The following is an 18,688-nucleotide window of genomic DNA, read 5'->3' on the forward strand; positions in this document are numbered from 1 at the left end:
GACAAGCTTTCGGGTGAACTATCCCACGCCTGTTCAGCGGCCTTGTTCACCTTGCGTTCACCCATACACGGCCACCCGGCCACCCTGTCTGCCTAATGTCCGGTCCCGACAAGCTCAGATAGCTGGAGGACATGACAGTGAAGATCATGCGGCCGATGGGTGCAGTCGGCATCGTGGCGAGTGCGGCACTCGTGCTCGCCGCTTGTGGTTCCGACCCGGCCTCGTCCAACAACAGCACCCCGACCTCGGGCGCGGCCGCCGCGGCGACCGGGACCGCCAAGGTGGACTGCGGGGGCAAGACCCCGCTGTCCGGCGAAGGCTCGACCGCGCAGAAGACCGCGGTGGACGTCTTCGCCCAGCAGTACGCCAAGGCGTGCCCGGGCCAGGTCGTGAACTACAACGCGACCGGCTCCGGCGCGGGCGTGAAGCAGTTCAACGCCAAGCAGGTCGACTTCGGTGGTTCGGACTCGCCGCTCTCCGGCGCCGACGTGCAGGCCGCCGCCACCCGTTGCGGTGGCAACCCCGCCTGGAACCTGCCGCTCGTGGTCGGCCCGGTCGGCATCGGCTACAAGCTCGACGGCGTCTCCTCGCTCACGCTTACCGGTGAGGTCGCGGCCAAGATCTTCAACGGCCAGATCAAGACCTGGAACGACCCGGCGATCGCCGCGATCAACCCCGGTGTGAACCTGCCGGCCAAGCCGATCCAGGTGTTCTCGCGCTCCGACGAGTCGGGTACCACGGACAACTTCCAGCACTACCTGGCCGCCGCCGGCAAGGGCGCGTGGACCCAGGGCACCGGCAAGGCCTTCAAGGGCGGCGTCGGCAACGGTGCCTCCGGTTCGAACGGTGTCGCCTCGGCGATCCGCGCGGCCGACGGCGCGATCGGCTACCTGGAGTCCTCCTACGTCAAGGACGGCATCACCGCCGCCAAGATCGACAGTGGCTCCGGCGCGGTCGAGCTGAGCCCGCAGAACGTGGCCAAGGCGCTCGACGCCGCGGTGTTCAAGACCCCTGGCAGCAACGACCTGGCGATGGACCTGGACAAGATCTACGCCGCCAACACCCCGGGTGCGTACCCGCTGCTGCTGACGACGTACGAGATCGTCTGCTCCAAGGGTTACGACGCCGACACCGCCAAGGCCGTCAAGGCGTTCCTGACCTCCTCGGCGACCACCGCCCAGCAGCCGATCGCGGACAAGGGCTTCGTGCCGCTGCCGCAGAGCCTGCAGGACAAGGTGCTCACCTCGATCGCCGCCATCTCGTAGTACCGCACCAGCTGGAAATGGGTTGGACCAACAAAACCCGATGAGCGAGCCAACCTCGACACGGACGCCCTCCGGATACCCCGGTGGGCGTCCGTTGTCGTCTCAACTCCCCCGGAGGCCACGATTTCGGCGCAACCAGTGACCACGAACCGGACGAAGGTGCGGCCGGGAGACCGCATCTTCAAGAACCTCACCACGGGCGCGGGTGTGTTCGTGGTGGCGCTGATCGGCCTGATCGGCCTTTTCCTGCTGATCCAGGCGATCCCGGCGCTGAAGGCCGACCAGGTCAGCTTCTTCTCCAACACCTGGGACACCTCCGACCCGAACAATCTGAAGTTCGGTATCCGTGACCTGTTCCTGGTCACGGTCTACATCTCCCTGGTGGCGCTGATCATCGCGATGCCGATTTCCCTTGGTATCGCGCTGTTCCTGACGCAGTACGCGCCACGACGACTGGCCAGGGCCTTCGCCTACGTGATCGACCTGCTGGCCGCGGTCCCCTCGATCATCTTCGGCCTGTGGGGCATCCTCGTGCTCGCCCCGAAGCTGTCGCCGGTCGCGCAATGGCTCAACGACGCGCTCGGCTTCATCCCGATTTTCGGGCAGGGCAACGTGTTCCCGAACTTCTCGGGCACGATCTTCACCGCGGGCGTGGTGGTCGCGGTGATGGTGCTGCCGATCATCACCTCGCTCACACGTGAAGTCTTCGAGCGCACGCCCACCACGCACATCGAAGGCGCGCTGGCGCTCGGCGCGACGCGCTGGGAGGTCATCCGCACCACGGTGCTGCCCTTCGGCAAGGCGGGCTACATCGGCGCCTCCATGCTGGGCCTCGGCCGTGCGCTCGGTGAGACCATCGCGATCGCGGTGATCCTGTTCATCCCGCGGGGTGGGCATTTCGACTGGACCATCTTCGACGGTGGCGCCACCTTCGCTTCGCAGATCGCGGCGAACTACTCCGAGTTCAACAACCCGACGTCGGCCGGTGCCTACATCGCGGCCGGCCTCGTGCTGTTCGTGCTCACGTTCCTGGTGAACTTCGCGGCGCGCGCGGTCATCGGTGGAAAGAAGGGTGACTGAGCGATGACGAGCACACTCTCCGACACCGACCGCCCGGCGCTCACGCCGGCGTTCCAGAAGATCGGCACCGCGCGCAAGGTCAGGAACGCCGTCGCCACGATCCTGGTGTGGCTGTCGTTCCTGATCGCGCTGGTACCGCTGGTCTGGGTGCTGTACACGGTGATCGCCAACGGGATCAAGCGGATTCCGTACAGCAACTGGTGGTCACAGGACTTCGGCTCGGTGCTCTCGGACGAGGTCGGCGGCGGCGTGCTGCACGCCATCATCGGCACCCTGGAGCAGGGCCTGGTCTGCGCGGTCATCGCGGTGCCGATCGGCCTGCTGGTGGCGATCTACCTCGTCGAGTACGGCGCGCGCAGCAAGCTCGCCAAGATCACCACGTTCATGGTGGACATCCTTTCCGGTGTCCCGTCGATCGTGGCCGCGCTGTTCATCTACGCGCTGTGGATCACCACGCTCGGCCTGCCCCGCAGCGGTTTCGCCGTGTCGCTGGCACTGGTGCTGCTGATGATCCCGGTCGTGGTCCGCTCGGCCGAAGAGATGCTGCAGATCGTCCCGGATGACCTGCGCGAAGCGTCGTACGCGCTCGGCGTGCCCAAGTGGAAGACGATCATGCGGGTGGTGCTGCCGACCGCGCTGTCGGGCATCATCTCGGGTGTCATGATGGCGCTGGCCCGCGTGATGGGTGAGACCGCACCGCTGCTGGTGCTGGTCGGTTACTCGGCCTACGTGAACTGGGATCTGTTCGATCATGAGCAGGCGTCACTGCCGTTGCTGATGAACAACGAACGGGCCACCAACACGATGGATCCGGGTAGCGTCGGTTTCGACCGCATCTGGGGTGCGGCGCTGACGCTCATCATCATCATCGCCCTGATCAACCTCCTCGCCACGCTCATCTCCCGCGTGGTCGCACCGAAGAAGAAGTGAGCTGGGATGGCTAAGCGAATCGACGTCAAGGACCTCGACATCTACTACGGCAAGTTCCACGCCGTGGACAGCGTCACGCTGTCGGTGCCGCCGCGCAACGTGACGGCGTTCATCGGCCCGTCCGGCTGCGGCAAGTCCACGGTGCTGCGCACGCTCAACCGGATGCACGAGGTGATCCCGGGTGCGCGCGTGGACGGCGACGTGCTGCTGGACGGGGAGAACATCTATGCGTCCAATGTGGACCCGGTGCAGGTGCGCCGGACCATCGGCATGGTGTTCCAGCGGCCCAACCCGTTCCCCACGATGTCCATCAAGGACAACGTGGTCGCGGGGCTGAAACTGGCCGGGGCCAAGAACAAGAAGCAGCTCGACGGGATCGCCGAGCGCGCGCTGCGCGGGGCGAACCTGTGGAACGAGGTCAAGGACCGGCTGAACAAGCCGGGCGGCGGTCTCTCCGGTGGTCAGCAGCAGCGGTTGTGCATCGCCCGGGCGATCGCGGTGCGCCCGGACGTGCTGCTGATGGACGAGCCCTGCTCGGCCCTGGACCCGATCTCCACACTGGCGATCGAGGACCTGATCGGCGAGCTGAAGAAGGAATACACGATCGTCATCGTCACCCACAACATGCAGCAAGCGGCGCGGGTGTCGGACCAGACGGCGTTCTTCAACCTGGCCGGGGTCGGTCAGCCCGGCAGGCTCGTCGAGCTGAACGACACGGAGAAGATCTTCTCCAACCCCAACGAGAAGGCGACCGAGGACTACATCTCGGGCCGCTTCGGCTGAGCCATTCCCCACATCGGACGGCCGGTCTCCCTGGTGGAGGCCGGCCGTCCGGCGTTGTGGCGGAAAACCGGTCGGAAGTGTCGGTGGCAGGCGATACCGTCGTGGCGTGGTTTCGGTGAACGTCGACGAATTCGGAGGGCGGCTGCCGCGGCCGCGCACACTGGCGCTGGCCGGTCGGGTACTGGGGGCCGTTCCGCCGCCGTTGCAGGTGCTGGTCGGCATCGTCAGCGTGCAGGTCGGTGCCTCGCTGGCGAAACAGCTCTTCGCGGTCGCCGGCGCGGCGGGCACGGTGTCGCTGCGGCTGTTCTTCGCCGCAGTGGTGCTGCTGCTGATCTGGCGCCCGGCGCTGCGGCTCGGCCGTCGGGCGTGGCCGGTGGTGCTGGGCTACGGCATCGTGCTCGGCGGCATGAACCTGCTCTTCTACCAGGCGCTGGCGCGGATCCCGCAGGGCATCGCGGTGACCATCGAGTTCCTCGGCCCGCTGACGGTGGCGCTCGCCGGCTCCCGCCGCCTGCTCGACGCGGTGTGGGCGCTGCTCGCCGCGGGCGGGGTGGTGCTGCTCACCGAGAACCGCGGCGACCTGTCCATGATCGGGATGCTGTTCGCGCTCGGTGCCGGGATCTGCTGGGGCCTCTACATCCTGCTCGGCGCGGCGCTGGGCGACCGGACGTCGGAGGGCAGCGGGCTCGCCGTCGCGATGGCGGTCGCGGCGATGGTGGCGATGCCGGTGGGCGTCGTCGAGTCGGGCACCGCGCTGCTTTCGCCGTGGATCCTGATCATCGGGCTCGCGGTCGCGCTGCTGTCCTCGGTGATCCCGTACTCGCTGGAGCTGGAGGCCCTGCGCAAGATCCCGCCGCGCGTGTTCGGCGTGCTGATGAGCCTGGAGCCCGCGGTCGGCGCGCTGGCCGGGCTCGTGGTGCTGCACGAGGCACTGAAGCCGATGCAGTGGCTGGCGTTGTGCTGCGTGGTCGCGGCCTCGATCGGCGCCACCCGGTCGGCCCGCTCGGCTGACTAAAGTGGACCTGTGACCGTCCTCGACGACCAGCCCCACACGGCGATCCTGCAGGACCTCGGCCGTGAGCTGATGGTCTACAAGTTCGCCGTCGACGAGCTCATGACCAAGCTGCGGATCCTGTCCGAGGAGTTCGACTTCGCGCACCAGCACGATCCGATCGAGCACATCACCAGCCGCGTGAAGCAGCCGAAGGCGATCATGGGAAAGCTGCGGCGCAAGGGTTTCGAGCCGAGCATCGAGGCGGTCCGCGAGCACATCGAGGACGTGGCGGGCATCCGCGTGGTGTGCCCGTTCATGCCGGACGTGTACATGGTGGCCGGGATGCTGGGCCGCCAGGACGACGTGGAGATCGTCAAGACCAAGGACTACATCGCGGCCCCGAAGCCCAATGGCTACCGCAGCCTGCACCTGATCGTGCGGATCCCGGTGTTCCTGTCCGACCGGGTGGAGAAGGTCAAGGTGGAGATCCAGATGCGCACGATCGCGATGGATTTCTGGGCCGCCGTCGAGCACAAGCTGTTCTACAAATACGAAGGCGAAGCCCCCGAGGACTTCGCCGCCGAACTGAGGGCGGCCGCCGCGACGGCAGCCGACCTCGACACCCGGATGACGGCGTTACACCGCCAGGCTCAAATATCCTCGTCGGCGCCGTAGCCGGGCATCTTGCCGGTGGAAACGAACACCATCCGCTTGGCGACCGAAACGGCGTGGTCGGCGTAGCGCTCGAAGAAGCGGCCGAGCAGGGTCACGTCGACAGCGGCGGGCACGCCGAACTCCCAGTCCTTCGCCATGATCACGCTGAACAGGTGGCGGTGGATCTCGTCGACCTGGTCGTCGTCGGCCTCCAGCGAGCGGGCGGCCTCGACGTCCTTGGACTTGATCACCTCTTCGGTGCGCAGCGCCAGCCGGACGACTGCGTCGCCCATCTCCGCGAAGTACGGCTTGACCGGCTCGGGCAGCGCGCTTTCCGGGTGCCGGCGGCGGGCGGCCTTGGCGACGTGCAGGGCGAGGTCACCCATCCGCTCCAGGCTCTCCGCGGCGTGGATGACGGCGAGCACGGTGCGCAGATCGGTGGCGACCGGCGCCTGCAGGGCCAGCAGTGCGTACGCCTGCTCCTCGCATTCCGCGCGCGCGTCGTCGATCTCCGCGTCCCCGCCGATCACCTGCTCGGCGAGGGAAAGGTCGGCGGTGAGCAGGGCCTTGGTGGCCTTCTCCATCGCATGGGCGACCTGGACCGACATGTTCGCCAGATTGGCGGCCAGCTCTTCGAGTTCGACGTGGTATTGCTCGCGCATGGCCACACCTTACGGCGACGGCCAGGCGAACACCGCATCGCGGAGTGAACCCCGAGTGAACCCCGGCTAACGAATGTTACTGCTCGGACTTGCTGGTGGAGCTGGGCGCGCTGCTCCGCGACCCGGCGGCGGTGGAGGTCGACTCCGGGGTCGTACCCGGTAACGCTGTGTTGTCGATGAGGGCCTGGAAGATCGCTTTCGCCTTGCTGTCCAACAACACCTCGTTACCGCGGCTGTTGGACTCGCCGGTGGTCGGCACGGTCATGAAGTTGACCTTGCTCGCGTCCAGACCCTTCATCGACTGGGCCAGTGTGAGCATCTGGTCCACGCCGATGTTGTCGCCGAAGGTCGCTTTCGCGAAGGCGGTGACGAACCCGGAAAGCTGGCCAGGGTTCGTCAGCACCCCGTGCGACATGACCTTCGTCATGAGCGAGCCGATGAACTCCTGCTGGCGCTTGATCCGGCCGTAGTCGGAGGTGACGTCCCCGATGACGTGCCGCGCGCGGACGAAGCTGAGCGCCTGGTCGCCGGAGATCGTGACGTCGCCGGTCTGCGAGACCACCATGCCCAGCACGGTGTCCTTGATCGGGGAGTCGACGTGCACGGTCACCCCACCCACGGCGTCCACCATGTCCTTGAACCCGCTGAAGTCGATGCCGACGAAGTGGTTGATCCGCATCCCGGTGAGCTGCTGGACCCATTTGGTGAGACAGCGCGGGCCACCGACCGCGTACGCGGTGTTGAGCTTGACCTTGGTGGCGCCGGGGACGACCTCGTCGCTGTAGTCGTTGGTCCCGGAGTCGAACCGGTTGCAGTCCGGGCGGGAGATCTCCAGGTCACGCGGGAAGGAGATGACCACGGCTCGCTGCCGGTCGGCCGGGATGTGGGCGAGCATCACGGTGTCCGAGCGGGCGCCCTCGACGTCGTCGGCGCTGCCGACGTTCTCCTCGGCCGTGGAACCGGCCCGGGTGTCCGAGCCGGCGATGAGGAAGTTCTCGTCACCGGTCTGGGCCGGCGCGTCCTGGATGTCGGACGAGTTCTCGTCGAGCGCGGCGATCTCGGTGAACTTGCTGTTGAACCAGGTTTTGGTACCCCAGGCCGCGCCGGTGCCGAGGAAGACCAGCGCGGCGAGCACCGCGGCGGCGATCCGCCAGCTCAGCACCGACCGGCGGGTCTTGCGTTCTTTCTTTTCCTGCAACCGGGTTTGCGGCGCGGGCTCGTCCGGGGAGGCGACCGAGCGGGTCGGCTCGGCGGCCTCGCTCTTGATCGCGCGCTGGAACGCCGTGCGGGTCTGCTCGAACAGCTGCGCCGGGCGCGCGGTGAACCTTTCCAGCCGCTGCTTCCGTTGCGCCTCCTCCGCTTCGAGCTGGTCGTGCGCAGCGGAGAACCGGGCGAGGGTGTGGTCGATCTTGCGACGCACCTTGGTGCTGTCGTCGATCGGCTCCATCTCGTCGGTCATGGTCAGCCGGTCTTCCGGCGTGATCGGCGGCCGACGCGAGAGCCCGTTGGCGCGCGGCGGCTTCGGCACTTCGGGCGGGCGACGCGCTTCCGGCGGCATCGGCGGCTCGGCACGATGCGATGCGGCGGGCGGCGCCTCGGGCGGGCGGCGCGCTTCCGGCGGCATCGGCAGTTCGGGGGCACGCCGGTTTTCCGGCGGCATCGGAGGTTTGGGCGCGCGGACCGGCGGGGCCTCAGGCGCGCGGCGCGCCTCGGGCGGCATCGGAGTCGGCTCGGCGTGACGCGGCTCGCCGGGCGCGCGGCGCACGTCAGGCGGCAGCATGGATTCGGAGCCGCGGCGGCCGTCGAACGGCTGTTCCGGCGCGCGGCGCAGTTCCGGTTCGACCACCGGGGGCCTCGGGGCGGGCGAGGGCGGGACCGGCCGCGCGGGCGGGCGTCCGGCCGGCGGTTGCGCGGGCGGCGCGGGCGTCCGGCGTTGCACCGGCGGGCCGGGTTTGACCCGCGGTGGCGGGGGCGGGGCCTGTCTACGTGCGACCGGGGGCAGCGACGGGTGCGGATCCTCCGGCTCCGGCTCGCGCTCGTGCGACGAGGGGGCGGCCGGACCGCCCGTGGCCTCGAAGTTCGGCCGGATGCCGGTGTGCTGCGCGAGCACGTCGGAGACGCTGATCCCACCGTGGGTGTCTATCGAGCGACGGCGGCGGGCACGCGGAGAGCCGCTGCTACCACGAGAACCGGGGCCGGCGGTGCGGTCGTCTGGCACCCGGTCTCCTCTCAGTCGCTAGGAGGCGGTTTTCCACCGCCACAGTGTTGATCGCCGGGGCGGCGAGCATCGTTATCGTACGGATACTTGCTGTTCCTGACGACACCCTCCCGGCACTTTTTTCACACAGAGTGCGAGAACTAGCGTTGCGCGAGACAAACCGGGTGAACCGAACGGCAGAAATAGAACGTAAGACCGCGAAAAAACTACGGACAGTACCCAATAACGGCGGCGTCGGACCAGTCGCGATAAGCAACGCGATTGCGTCCGGCATGTTTCGCGGCGTATAGGAGGTGGTCCGCCTCCAGCACCTGCCGCCGGTCACCGAAAGCGCTTTCCGCCTCATACGCGAGCCCGACACTGATGGTCACCGAAAGCCCCGGCCATAGTGCTGACCAGGGGTGTTCCGCAACCCGGGTGCGGGCTCCCTCGGCCACCCGCACCGCATCATCGGGCTGAACCGCCGGTAACACCAGCATGAACTCCTCGCCACCGTAGCGCGCGCAGAATCCGTGCTGCGGGAGGCCTTCCCGCAACAGCATCGCGACCCGGCGAAGGACCTGGTCACCAGCCAGGTGACCGAACGTGTCGTTCACGTTCTTGAACAGATCGATGTCCACCAGTGCCACGGCGAGCGGGCCGCGCGGCTCGGTGAGCAGGTCATCGAGCCGCCTGTCCAGATAGCGCCGGTTGTACACGGTGGTCAGCCCGTCGCGCAGGCTTTCTTCCAGTGCCTGCGCGCGTTCCCGGCGGAGCCGGTCGACCTCACGGCGGAACTGCTCGGGCAGGGGCGGCGGCTGCGTCCGCTGCAACTCGAGCGCCGCGCGCAGATGCTCGTACGCGCCACGCCAGTCGCCTCGTGAGGCGAGCGTGTCGGCCATCGACTCGTGCAGGGCGGGATCGTCCGGCACGACCTGCTTCGCCGACACAGTCTCCACCTCCGTCACGCAGTTCTTGTCGTCTACTAAGACGTGTGGCTTGAGCGGTGCGTACGGGCAAATACGAATATCGCTCAACCGGACGACGACACATCGCTCTGCGTGGTCGAAATGGTGTGCTCATGGCTCGGTTCCTGTCACTCACTGGCCCGAACGGTGGCCTGCCGCGACCGGCCGCGCCGGAGTTCTGCAGGTGAAACGCCTTGTCCTAAAAGGAAGTTGGCAGCACGCTCGGACGTCGGGTGCAGATCCGGCAGATCCGTTGAACAGTAATCAAGAATGCTCCGAATCGAATGCGGTGCGCAACTTGACCGGGGCCTTACGCCGCCAGGATTCGACGATCAACTCCGCCAACCGGGTGTGGTCGATGTACTCCAGATCAACCAGAATCGATGGATATCCGTCGTAATGCGGGGTGGTGAAGAAAGCCCGGTCGCCCGATGCGAGTAACGCGGCCTTCTCGCTCTCGTCGCACATCAGCACCAGCGCGCCTTCGGCTTCCGTGCGCAGCCGCGCGAATCCTTTTCCGGCCACTTTCAACGCGGGGGTGCGGTACCAGGTCGATTCCTCGACTTGCGGCAGTGCGATCCCGATCGCGACGACTTCTTCCCAGGTCGGCATGCGTCCCATTCTCGCCGGGCCGCATGCCGACCGCTTGGCAGAAAAGGGAACTACGGGGTGACGTTGATGCGGTCCGCCGGCGGCGGCGCGACACCCGGGTGCGCACCGAGGTACGCGGTGAACGCGTCGAGGTCCACCGGGCCGCCGGTCAGGTCGGTGCCTTTGGTGAACTCGGTGAACCCGTCCCCGCCCGCGGCGAGGAAGTTGTTCACCGACACCCGGTAGGTCGCGGCCGGATCGACGGCGGTGCCGTTGACCGTGAGGTCCCCGACCTTCGAGCCGATCGGCGCGGACGCCGAGTACGAGTAGTGCAGCGTGGCCGAGATCTGCAGGATCTTCGTGCCGCTCGCACTCCACTGCTGTTCCAACACGTTCTTCAGGTTCGCCCCGGTCAGGGTGATCGTCTGCATGATGTTGGAGAACGGCTGCACGGTGAACGCCTCACCGTAGGTCACCACCCCGTCGCCCTCACCGGCGGGCGAAGAGGCGTAGTTGAGGTCGGCCCGGATGCCGCCAGGGTTGGTGATCGCGATCTGCGCCCCGCTGCCGGTGGTGGCCTCCAGCTGCGCGTCGGTGATCACGTCGCCCAAGGCGGATTCGCCGGAGGGCGCCCCGGCTGCCTTGAGGTCCGCGGTGATGGTGCCGACCTGCTTGTTCGCGATGGGCGCCGATTCGGTCACCGCCTGGTCCACGAGCTTCGCCACGGCCGGATCGGGCGTGACGTCGCGGGTGACGATCTCGTTGTGCGCGGTCGAGGCCGAGCGCACCACGTCCCGGGTCCTGGTGTTGATCTTCAGGTCGGCGACGGAGAGCAGCCTGCCGAACGACGCGCCCTGGATCAGCGTGCGCGGATTGCCCGCGGGATCGTCGATCGTGCAGTTGTACTGCTGGTGGCTGTGCCCGCTGAAGATGAGGTCCACGCTCGCCGAGACGTTCTTGGCGATCTCAGTGGCAGGCCCCGGCGCGACCTTGCAGTCGTCCGGCCCGCCGCCCTCGGTGTTGTCGCCCTGGTGCAGCAGCACGACCTGTGACTTGATGCCGAGCTTGTCCAGCCAGCCGGAGGTCCGGTTGATCGCCTCGACCTCGTCGCCGAACTTCAGCCCCTCGATCGCACTCGGGGTGACGACGGTGGGCAGGTCCTCGAGCGTCGCGCCGATGATCCCGATCGGCACCCCACCGGAGACCTTGACCGTGAACGGAAGCAGCGCGGGCAGGCCGTTGTCGAAGTAGACGTTGCTGCCCAGGAACGGGAACTTGGCTCCCTTGAAGGACTTTTCGAACTGGCAGCCGTCGGTCGGGTGGCAGCCGCCGAACTGCATCCGCTGCAGTTCCTGGTACCCCTCGTCGAACTCGTGGTTGCCGACGACGGAGGCCTGCACGCCGAGTTCGTCGAGGAAGTCAATGGTCGGCTCGTCGTGGAACAGCGCGGACGTGAGCGGCGAGGCGCCCACGTTGTCGCCCGCGGAAAGGACGATCGAGTTGCGCACCTGCGATTCCAGCTGCTTCACGTGGGTCGCGAGGTATGCGGCGCCGCCGGCGTTCACGGTGCTGCCGTCCGCGAGCGTGACGCGCCCGGAGGAGCCTGCCGGTGGTTCGAGGTTGCCGTGCAGGTCGTTGAAGGTGATCAGCCGGACGTCGGTGGTCGGATCGCTCCGCTGCGCCGACGCCGGGGTGGTACCGGCCGCGACGGCGGCGAGCACGGCTGCGGCGACCGCGAGAGCACGTCTTGAGAACGTCATTTTTCCTCCGATAAGGCGCATTCCGCCCGGATCTTGCCCCCGGCACCGGGCCGCCACCAGCGCCGAAAGGTGGAAGCTGGGTAAACGTCACATGATCGGCCACTCGGCCGATGCGGCCCGGCCCGCTCCGGCTCTTCGACCGATTCGCCGGCCGGGGGCCCGGCCATAACGTCGAAGTCATGACAACCGCGCAGGTCACCGCACTGCAGACCGGACTACTCGCCTTCCTCGCGATTTGGGGAGTGGTGCTACTGCCGCAGCTGGTCATGCAGTGGGCGCGGTTCGGCAGGCTCGTCCCACGGCGGATCTTCGCGACGGCGGCCGTGCTCGGCTACGCGTGTCTGGCGCTGGCGATGGTGTTCCTGCCGCTGCCCGGCCCGCGCACGCGGCACCTGGCGCAGACCATCCAGCTGGTGCCGTTCCAGTGGATCACCGACGTGCGCACGGACATGACCGGTCCGGGCCTGCTGGGCGCGTTGACGACCACGGCCTTCGAGCAGATGGCGTTGAACGTGCTGCTTTTCGTACCGCTGGGGCTGTTCGCGCGGCTGCTGTGGAAGCGCGGTTTCGTCGGCACCACGCTGCTCGGTTTCGCCTGCACGCTGACCATCGAGCTGACGCAGCTGACCGCGAACTGGGGGACGGCGCCGTTCCAGTACCGGATCTTCGACGTGGACGACCTGATCACCAACACCACGGGCGCCGCACTGGGCTGGACCGCCGGGGCGTTGTTCCTGGTGCTGCGGGCTTCAGCGGTCCGTGCGGAGCCGGCTGGGCGCGAGCGGATCGACCTCGCCAAGACGCGATAGCCGGGCGGCTCTCTGCACGGCCTGGCGCCGGGCTGTCCGCCGGTCCTCCCAGACGACCGTCGCGGTGGCCGCGATCAGAATCAGCAATACCAGGCCGAGGACGATCGCGAACTCCACGCGCGCCTCCCTTGGCGTCGTCCTTGTGTGGCAGATCACACACAGTACGCCCCCGGTGTGCGTTTTGCCACCTTCAGGGAAGATCCGCACTGAACCAGGTGTCGGTTGAGGCGCACCAGCCACGGAAGCGCAGTCCCGCCTTCGCGAGGAGATCGACAAGTCCTGCCTGGTCGAGCCGCCGCGCGGTGAACGCCCGCACCCACTCGCGGCCGCGCGAACGGCCGATGACGGCGCTGAGCAGGTCTCTGTCGCGGGCTACCTCGGACAGGCTGATCTCCACTTCGCCGAGCGTGCCGCCCGATCCATCGGCCACTGTGTCGAACCAGCCGGCCGAGTAGCACTCGACGATGGCGCGGCCGCCGGCTGAGAGGTGCCGGCGCACAGCGGCGAGCAGCGGGAGGCTGTCCGGCTCGTTGATCAGATGGCTGGCCAGCAGCACGCAGCCGAAGCGCCGGTCCAGCCGTAAATCCTCGATGCGGGAGCAGATCTTTCGGCACCGCGGACGTACGCCAGCATCTCCGGCGAATCGTCCACCGCGGTGACCGGATGGCCCAGCTCGATCAGGCGGTGCGCGATCCGGCCGCTGCCATAGCCGAGGTCCAGTACCTCGGCCCCGGGCGCGATCTCGGCGTGCACAAGTTCGGCCTCGCAATCCGACCGAAAGCAGGCCGATCGCAACCATCGGCGCAGTACGATCCCGTTGCTGATGACCACGTTCCGGCCTACGAAGGCTCAGCTCGCGGCGGCGCAGGGCGCCCGGATCCCGGACGTGCTCGCGCCCGGGCTGCGAGTGCTGTTCTGCGGGATCAACCCCGGCCTCTACTCCGCGGCGACCGGGCACCACTTCGCGCGTCCCGGCAACAGGTTCTGGCCCGCGCTGCACAACAGCGGCTTCACGCCGCGGCAGCTGCACCCGAGCGAGCAGGCCGCCCTCCTGGACTACGGCGTCGGCATCACGAACATCGCCGCGAGGGCGACCGCCCGGGCGGATGAACTCACCGCCGAAGAACTCCGGGCAGGCGGCGAGGAACTCGTCGCGAAGGTGCGGGAGTTCCGTCCGCGCTGCCTGGCGATCGTCGGCATCACGGCTTACCGGATCGCCTTCCGGTCACCCAAAGCGACCATCGGTCGGCAGCCGGTTTCAATTGGCGAAACGGCGGTATGGGTGTTACCCAATCCAAGTGGGCTCAACGCCCATTGGACACCCACCACACTCGCCGCGGAGTTCGCCAAACTCCGGCAAAATTTCTACTCAGAGTAGTCCTACACCCGGCTGGGTGAACCCGCGTCACACCCGCCGTTCGGCCTACTCCCACAATGGACGAGGTGTCATACCTGGCCGGTCCCAGCAGGGGGGATCGGGTGGCGAACCGGCAGCGTCGGGTCGGACGGCCGAGGGGGCAGTCCGGCAGGGACGCGGTGCGCTGCCAGGTATTGACCATGCCGAGACGGAGTCGTGATGACGCGCAGTAACGAGCCCATTCGGGCACCACAGGGCTCGCCCCCGATCCGCAGCCTGGGAATCGCCGTCGTCGATCCACTGCCGTTCTGCCGCGAAGGACTCTCGGCGATCGTCACCAGGACCACCGGTCTGCACTGGGCCGGGCACGCGGGCAATCCGCATGCGGCACTGCAACTGGCCGAGCAGGTGCACCCGGACGTGATCCTGGTGGACTCCGGGCTCGACCCGCACGGACATCTGGCGAAACTGCTGGTCACCGGCGATCCGGCGGTGCTGGTGATCATGCTGGTGCGCGACGCGCACCGCACCCCGGCGTTCCTGCAGGGCATCCTGCTCGCGGGCGCGCACGGCGCGCTGCCGAGGTCGGCGGAGGCACGCCGGCTGATCGAGGCCATCCGCCGCACCCATCTCGACCGCCGTTACCTGGACCCGGCGCTGGCGCCGCTGGCCGGTCCGCAACGTCAGGGCCTGCGGCCCGGCGAATCCCTCGTCGCGGCGCGCCGCCCGCGGATGCCGCTGTCCCGGCGTGAGTACCAGGTGCTGCAACTCGTCGCGGAGGGCCTGGAGAACGCGGCGATCGCGAAACTGCTCTACCTCTCCGTGGAAACCGTGCGCACGCACGTGAAGAGCATTCTGCGCAAACTTTCCGCCCGCGACCGCACGCACGCGGTGACCATCGCCTTCCGCAACGGCATCCTCATCGCGCAGCCCGAAGACGGGCCCGAGACCAACAGCCCGACACCGGGCGCGACTCCAGCGGCCGGGGGTATGGCGGAGTACCGGTCACGCTGAACAGGGCGATTCTTGGGTCACATCCGGATGGTTTCCCTTGCCGTGGTTACCGACAGGTAATATCCTGATGTTACCGGCCAGTAGGGGACCAGCATGCGCCCAGCCGGAAGACCCGATACCCAACGGAGCGACGACATGGGCCACTACAAGAGCAATGTCCGAGACCTGGAGTTCAACCTCTTCGAGGTGCTCGGCGTGCAGAACCGCCTCGGCAAGGGCGTACTCGCGGACTCCGACGAGGAGACCGCGCGCGGTGCGCTGTCCGAGCTGAACAACCTGGCCGTCGGCCCGCTCGCGGAGTCGTTCGCCGACGCCGACCGCAACCCACCGGTCTACGACCCGAAGACGTTCTCCGCGACGCTGCCCGAGTCCTTCAAGAAGAGCTACCAGCAGCTCTGGGACGGCGAGTGGTGGCGGCTCGGGCTGACCAACGACCTCGGCGGCCTCGGCCTGCCACCCACCGTGCAGTGGGCCGCGTCCGAGCTGATCCTCGGCGCGAACCCGGCGCTGTTCATGTACCTCGCGGGCCCGAACTTCGCGATGATCCTCGACCGCAACGGCACCGAGGAGCAGAAGCGCTGGGCGCGGATCATGATCGAGCGCGGCTGGGGCGCCACCATGGTGCTCACCGAGCCGGACGCCGGTTCCGACGTCGGCGCGGGCCGTACGAAGGCCGTCAAGCAGGAGGACGGCACCTGGCACATCGACGGCGTGAAGCGGTTCATCACCTCCGCCGACCAGGACATGACCGAGAACATCATGCACCTGGTGCTGGCCCGCCCCGAGGGCGCGAAGCCCGGCACCAAGGGCCTTTCGCTGTTCCTGGTCCCGAAGTTCCACTTCGACTCGGAGACGGGCGAGCTGGGCGAGCGCAACGGCGCCTTCGTCACCAACGTCGAGCACAAGATGGGCCTCAAGGTCTCCACCACGTGTGAGCTGACCTTCGGCCAGCACGGCATCCCGGCCAAGGGTTGGCTGCTCGGCGAGGTGCACGACGGCATCGCGCAGATGTTCCAGGTCATCGAGTACGCCCGGATGATGGTGGGCACCAAGGCCATCGCGACCCTGTCCACCGGATACCTGAACGCGCTGGAGTACGCCAAGGAGCGCGTGCAGGGCGCGGACCTGACCCAGATGCTGGACAAGACCGCGCCGCGGGTCACCATCACCCACCACCCGGACGTGCGCCGTTCGCTGATGCTGCAGAAGGCCTACGCCGAGGGTCTGCGCGCGGTGTACCTGTACACGGCGTCGTTCCAGGACCAGATCTGGACCCAGGACGGAGACGAGGCTTCGCTGAAGCTGGCCGAGCGCGTCAACGACCTGCTGCTGCCGATCGTCAAGGGCGTCGGCTCCGAGCGCGCCACCGAGCAGCTCGTGCAGTCGCTGCAGACCCTGGGTGGCTCCGGCTTCTTGCAGGACTACCCGATCGAGCAGTACATCCGCGACTCGAAGATCGACTCGCTGTACGAGGGCACCACGGCCATCCAGTCGCAGGACTTCTTCTTCCGCAAGATCGTCCGTGACAAGGGTCAGGCGCTGGCGTTCGTGGCGGGCGAGATCACGAAGTTCATCGAGTCCGAGGCGGGCAACGGCCGGCTGAAGAACGAGCGTCAGCTGCTCAAGCAGGCACTGGAAGACACGCAGGGCATGCTCGGCTCGATGATCGGCTACCTGACCGCTTCGCAGGAGGACGCGGCGAACCTGTACAAGGTCGGCCAGCACACCGTGCGCCTGCTGATCTCGGTCGGCGACCTGCTCGTCGGCTGGCACCTGCTGCGGCACGCGGAGGTCGCGCTGACCAAGCTGGACGGTGCTTCGGCCAAGGACCAGGCGTTCTACCAGGGCAAGATCGCGGTGGCGTCGTTCTTCGCCAAGACCGTGCTGCCCGAACTGGCCGCGCGCCGTGCGATCGTCGAGGCTGCGGACAACGACCTGATGGAGGTCCCCGAGTCCGCTTTCTGAGTCATTTTTCCTTGGGTTGGCCCGTGCGGGGCGTCGTTCGACGGCGCCCCGCACGGCCGTTTTCAGGACCAGGCGGGGTATTCCGGGGCCACCTGCGCGTAGCGCTCCTGCCACGCTGGCAGCGGCGCGCCGTCGAGATGGGCGGCCATCCGGTCGAAGAAGGCGTGCGTGCCGGGGATGAACCCCTTCGCGTTGCGCTCGGACAGGCCGCGGTGGGTGAAGGTGAGCAGGGTGCCGTCGCCGTCCTCGGTGAGTTCGTAGCGGACGACGCTGTTCTCGACGATGCGCTGGTTCCACTCGTGCTCGAACACGTGCGGAGGCTGCCAGACGAGGATCTTGCCGGTCATCCGCTTCGCCTCGGGCGCGGCCGGCGGATCCGTCGGGTCCATGTCGATCACGCCGCCGTCGATGGTGGTCTCGCCGAACCAGTGCGCGCGTTCGGCGGGATCGGTGATCGCGGCCCACACGGTTTCGATGGGATGCGCGAGCCTGCGCCGGAAGGTCATGGTCGCCTGCTCGCCGTCGAAGCTCAGGCTGCCGAGTTCGGTCATGAGTCTTTTCCTTTGCGGTCAAGGTGTTCGGTGAGTGCGTCGAGATGGCGCGGCCAGTAGCGGCGGTACCGGGCGATCCAGCCGTCGATCTCGCGCAGACCGTCCGCGCGCAGGGCGTAGATCCGCCGCTGCCCGTCCGGGCGCACCTCGACCAGGCCGACCTCCCGCAGGATGCGCAGGTGCCGGGAGACGGCGGGCTGGGTGAGCTCCGAGAGGCTCTCCACCAGCTCTCCGGCCGGTCGTTCACGTTCGGCGAGCAGATCGAGCAGGGCGCGGCGGTGCGGTTCGGCCACGGCCTCGAACACGTCCATCCGCGAAGTATCACAAGTGGCGTATATATGTGTCAACAGATATACAAGGAGGCGGTTTGGCCGCGGCCCGGCGCGGTATCCCTACTTGGCCAGCGACATAAGGAGTTTCGATGACCATCACCGGAATCATCACGGCGATCATCGTTGGTTTGATCATTGGCCTGCTGGGTCGCCTTGTGGCTCCCGGTAAGCAGGGCATCCCGATCTGGCTGACGATCGTCGTCGGAATCATCGCGGCCTTCGTCGGCACGGCCATCGCGCGCGGACTCGGCTACGCCGACACGAAGGGTTTCGACTGGCTCGAACTGATCACACAGGTGATCCTCGCGGCCATCGGCGTCTCGATCGCCAGTGGCTTGTACGGCAGGCGAAACATCACCCGCTGACCAAAACGCAAGTGGGGACGGTGCGCTCGCACCGTCCCCACTTCGCCGTTCAGACGCGGAAGGCGGCGCAACCCACCGCGATGTAGGACTTCTGGGTGGAGCTCCAGGCGACCTCCGCCCACCGGTTGTCGGTGAGCTGCTTCTTGTCCGCGCCCACGCAGCTGTAGACGCCGCCGGTGACGTACGGGCCACAGGGCACGTCGCCGGACTGCTTGCAGGTCGAGTAGTTGTCACAGGTCAGCGTGCCCAGTAACCGCGAGCCAACGTCGGAACCGGCCCGGACGTTGAGCTTGCACTCGTTCTCCGGTGTCGCGTGCACCAGCGCCGGGGTGGCCTCCGCCGCACCCGCCACCGCGGGCATCGTCAGCATCGTCCCGGACATCGCAAGCCCCGCCGCGAGAACGCCTGCAG

At 67.6% G+C, this 18,688-nt stretch carries 21 protein-coding genes; 11 read left to right on the plus strand and 10 right to left on the minus strand.

Annotated features, from left to right (window positions below; all coding sequences use genetic code 11):
• The first annotated feature begins 137 nt into the window (after window positions 1-137).
• The 6 genes from pstS to VHD82_RS32425 all read left to right on the plus strand — a co-directional run bounded on the left by pstS (window position 138) and on the right by VHD82_RS32425 (window position 5,727).
• Window positions 138-1,265, plus strand: a complete 1,128-nt coding sequence (gene pstS / locus VHD82_RS32400) for a phosphate ABC transporter substrate-binding protein PstS (protein WP_325712734.1) — start codon at window positions 138-140, stop codon at window positions 1,263-1,265.
• 159 nt (window positions 1,266-1,424) lie between these two features.
• On the plus strand, window positions 1,425-2,345 hold the full coding sequence (gene pstC / locus VHD82_RS32405) for a phosphate ABC transporter permease subunit PstC (RefSeq protein WP_325712735.1): 921 nt from the start codon (window positions 1,425-1,427) through the stop codon (window positions 2,343-2,345).
• A 3-nt stretch (window positions 2,346-2,348) separates the two neighbouring features.
• On the plus strand, window positions 2,349-3,275 hold the full coding sequence (gene pstA, locus VHD82_RS32410) for a phosphate ABC transporter permease PstA (protein WP_325712594.1): 927 nt from the start codon (window positions 2,349-2,351) through the stop codon (window positions 3,273-3,275).
• Window positions 3,276-3,281: 6 nt separating this feature from the next.
• Window positions 3,282-4,058, plus strand: a complete 777-nt coding sequence (gene pstB / locus VHD82_RS32415; protein ID WP_325712596.1) for a phosphate ABC transporter ATP-binding protein PstB — start codon at window positions 3,282-3,284, stop codon at window positions 4,056-4,058.
• A 106-nt stretch (window positions 4,059-4,164) separates the two neighbouring features.
• Window positions 4,165-5,073 carry a DMT family transporter gene (locus VHD82_RS32420; protein WP_325712598.1) on the plus strand — a complete coding sequence of 303 codons (909 nt, stop codon included), beginning with the start codon at window positions 4,165-4,167 and terminating at the stop codon, window positions 5,071-5,073.
• Window positions 5,074-5,082: 9 nt separating this feature from the next.
• Window positions 5,083-5,727, plus strand: coding sequence for a GTP pyrophosphokinase family protein (locus tag VHD82_RS32425; RefSeq protein ID WP_325712600.1), 645 nt, complete (start codon window positions 5,083-5,085; stop codon window positions 5,725-5,727).
• Here the strand turns inward: VHD82_RS32425 and phoU are convergent.
• The 5 genes from phoU to VHD82_RS32450 form a co-directional block, all read right to left on the minus strand.
• Window positions 5,703-6,368: a phosphate signaling complex protein PhoU gene (phoU, locus tag VHD82_RS32430; protein ID WP_325712601.1), complete on the minus strand. Its 666-nt coding sequence runs from the start codon at window positions 6,366-6,368 to the stop codon at window positions 5,703-5,705. The two genes, VHD82_RS32425 and phoU, sit on opposite strands and share 25 nt — an antisense overlap.
• A 76-nt stretch (window positions 6,369-6,444) precedes the next feature.
• Complete coding sequence (locus VHD82_RS32435) at window positions 6,445-8,586, minus strand: LCP family protein (RefSeq protein WP_325712603.1); 2,142 nt, start codon at window positions 8,584-8,586, stop codon at window positions 6,445-6,447.
• Window positions 8,587-8,792: 206 nt separating this feature from the next.
• Window positions 8,793-9,533 carry a GGDEF domain-containing protein gene (locus VHD82_RS32440; protein ID WP_325712604.1) on the minus strand — a complete coding sequence of 247 codons (741 nt, stop codon included), beginning with the start codon at window positions 9,531-9,533 and terminating at the stop codon, window positions 8,793-8,795.
• Window positions 9,534-9,797: 264 nt separating this feature from the next.
• On the minus strand, window positions 9,798-10,145 hold the full coding sequence (locus tag VHD82_RS32445) for an MmcQ/YjbR family DNA-binding protein (protein ID WP_325712606.1): 348 nt from the start codon (window positions 10,143-10,145) through the stop codon (window positions 9,798-9,800).
• A 50-nt stretch (window positions 10,146-10,195) separates the two neighbouring features.
• A complete protein-coding gene (locus VHD82_RS32450; RefSeq protein WP_325712607.1) occupies window positions 10,196-11,884 on the minus strand; it encodes a bifunctional metallophosphatase/5'-nucleotidase in 1,689 nt (562 codons plus the stop codon).
• A 179-nt stretch (window positions 11,885-12,063) separates the two neighbouring features.
• Here VHD82_RS32450 and VHD82_RS32455 point away from each other — a divergent pair, with 179 nt between their 5' ends.
• Complete coding sequence (locus tag VHD82_RS32455) at window positions 12,064-12,693, plus strand: VanZ family protein (RefSeq protein WP_325712609.1); 630 nt, start codon at window positions 12,064-12,066, stop codon at window positions 12,691-12,693.
• A 190-nt stretch (window positions 12,694-12,883) separates the two neighbouring features.
• On the opposite strand, the gene VHD82_RS32460 is transcribed toward VHD82_RS32455, so the two are convergent.
• Both VHD82_RS32460 and VHD82_RS32465 read right to left on the minus strand, forming a co-directional pair.
• Complete coding sequence (locus VHD82_RS32460; RefSeq protein ID WP_325712610.1) at window positions 12,884-13,249, minus strand: hypothetical protein; 366 nt, start codon at window positions 13,247-13,249, stop codon at window positions 12,884-12,886.
• Complete coding sequence (locus tag VHD82_RS32465; protein WP_325712611.1) at window positions 13,228-13,446, minus strand: class I SAM-dependent methyltransferase; 219 nt, start codon at window positions 13,444-13,446, stop codon at window positions 13,228-13,230. Before VHD82_RS32465 ends, VHD82_RS32460 begins: the two co-directional genes overlap by 22 nt.
• Before the next feature lie 70 nt (window positions 13,447-13,516).
• On the opposite strand from VHD82_RS32465, the gene mug reads away from it, so the two are divergent.
• The 3 genes from mug to VHD82_RS32480 all read left to right on the plus strand — a co-directional run bounded on the left by mug (window position 13,517) and on the right by VHD82_RS32480 (window position 17,029).
• The gene (gene mug, locus VHD82_RS32470; protein ID WP_325712612.1) at window positions 13,517-14,071 is read left to right on the plus strand and encodes a G/U mismatch-specific DNA glycosylase; all 555 of its coding nucleotides are present in this window, start codon (window positions 13,517-13,519) and stop codon (window positions 14,069-14,071) included.
• A gap of 198 nt (window positions 14,072-14,269) precedes the next feature.
• A complete protein-coding gene (locus VHD82_RS32475) occupies window positions 14,270-15,064 on the plus strand; it encodes a response regulator transcription factor (protein WP_325712613.1) in 795 nt (264 codons plus the stop codon).
• 135 nt (window positions 15,065-15,199) lie between these two features.
• Window positions 15,200-17,029 carry an acyl-CoA dehydrogenase gene (locus VHD82_RS32480; protein ID WP_325712615.1) on the plus strand — a complete coding sequence of 610 codons (1,830 nt, stop codon included), beginning with the start codon at window positions 15,200-15,202 and terminating at the stop codon, window positions 17,027-17,029.
• A gap of 62 nt (window positions 17,030-17,091) precedes the next feature.
• Here VHD82_RS32480 and VHD82_RS32485 read toward each other — a convergent pair whose 3' ends face one another.
• Window positions 17,092-17,580: an SRPBCC family protein gene (locus VHD82_RS32485; protein ID WP_325712616.1), complete on the minus strand. Its 489-nt coding sequence runs from the start codon at window positions 17,578-17,580 to the stop codon at window positions 17,092-17,094.
• The gene (locus VHD82_RS32490) at window positions 17,577-17,891 is read right to left on the minus strand and encodes a metalloregulator ArsR/SmtB family transcription factor (protein ID WP_325712619.1); all 315 of its coding nucleotides are present in this window, start codon (window positions 17,889-17,891) and stop codon (window positions 17,577-17,579) included. Before VHD82_RS32490 ends, VHD82_RS32485 begins: the two co-directional genes overlap by 4 nt.
• A gap of 110 nt (window positions 17,892-18,001) precedes the next feature.
• On the opposite strand from VHD82_RS32490, the gene VHD82_RS32495 reads away from it, so the two are divergent.
• Complete coding sequence (locus tag VHD82_RS32495; RefSeq protein ID WP_325712621.1) at window positions 18,002-18,277, plus strand: GlsB/YeaQ/YmgE family stress response membrane protein; 276 nt, start codon at window positions 18,002-18,004, stop codon at window positions 18,275-18,277.
• A 49-nt stretch (window positions 18,278-18,326) separates the two neighbouring features.
• On the opposite strand, the gene VHD82_RS32500 is transcribed toward VHD82_RS32495, so the two are convergent.
• The gene (locus VHD82_RS32500; protein ID WP_325712623.1) at window positions 18,327-18,659 is read right to left on the minus strand and encodes a hypothetical protein; all 333 of its coding nucleotides are present in this window, start codon (window positions 18,657-18,659) and stop codon (window positions 18,327-18,329) included.
• Window positions 18,660-18,688: the final 29 nt, after the last annotated feature.

Source organism: Amycolatopsis sp., from assembly GCF_035546795.1.
In the GTDB taxonomy this organism is placed as follows: domain Bacteria; phylum Actinomycetota; class Actinomycetes; order Mycobacteriales; family Pseudonocardiaceae; genus Amycolatopsis_E.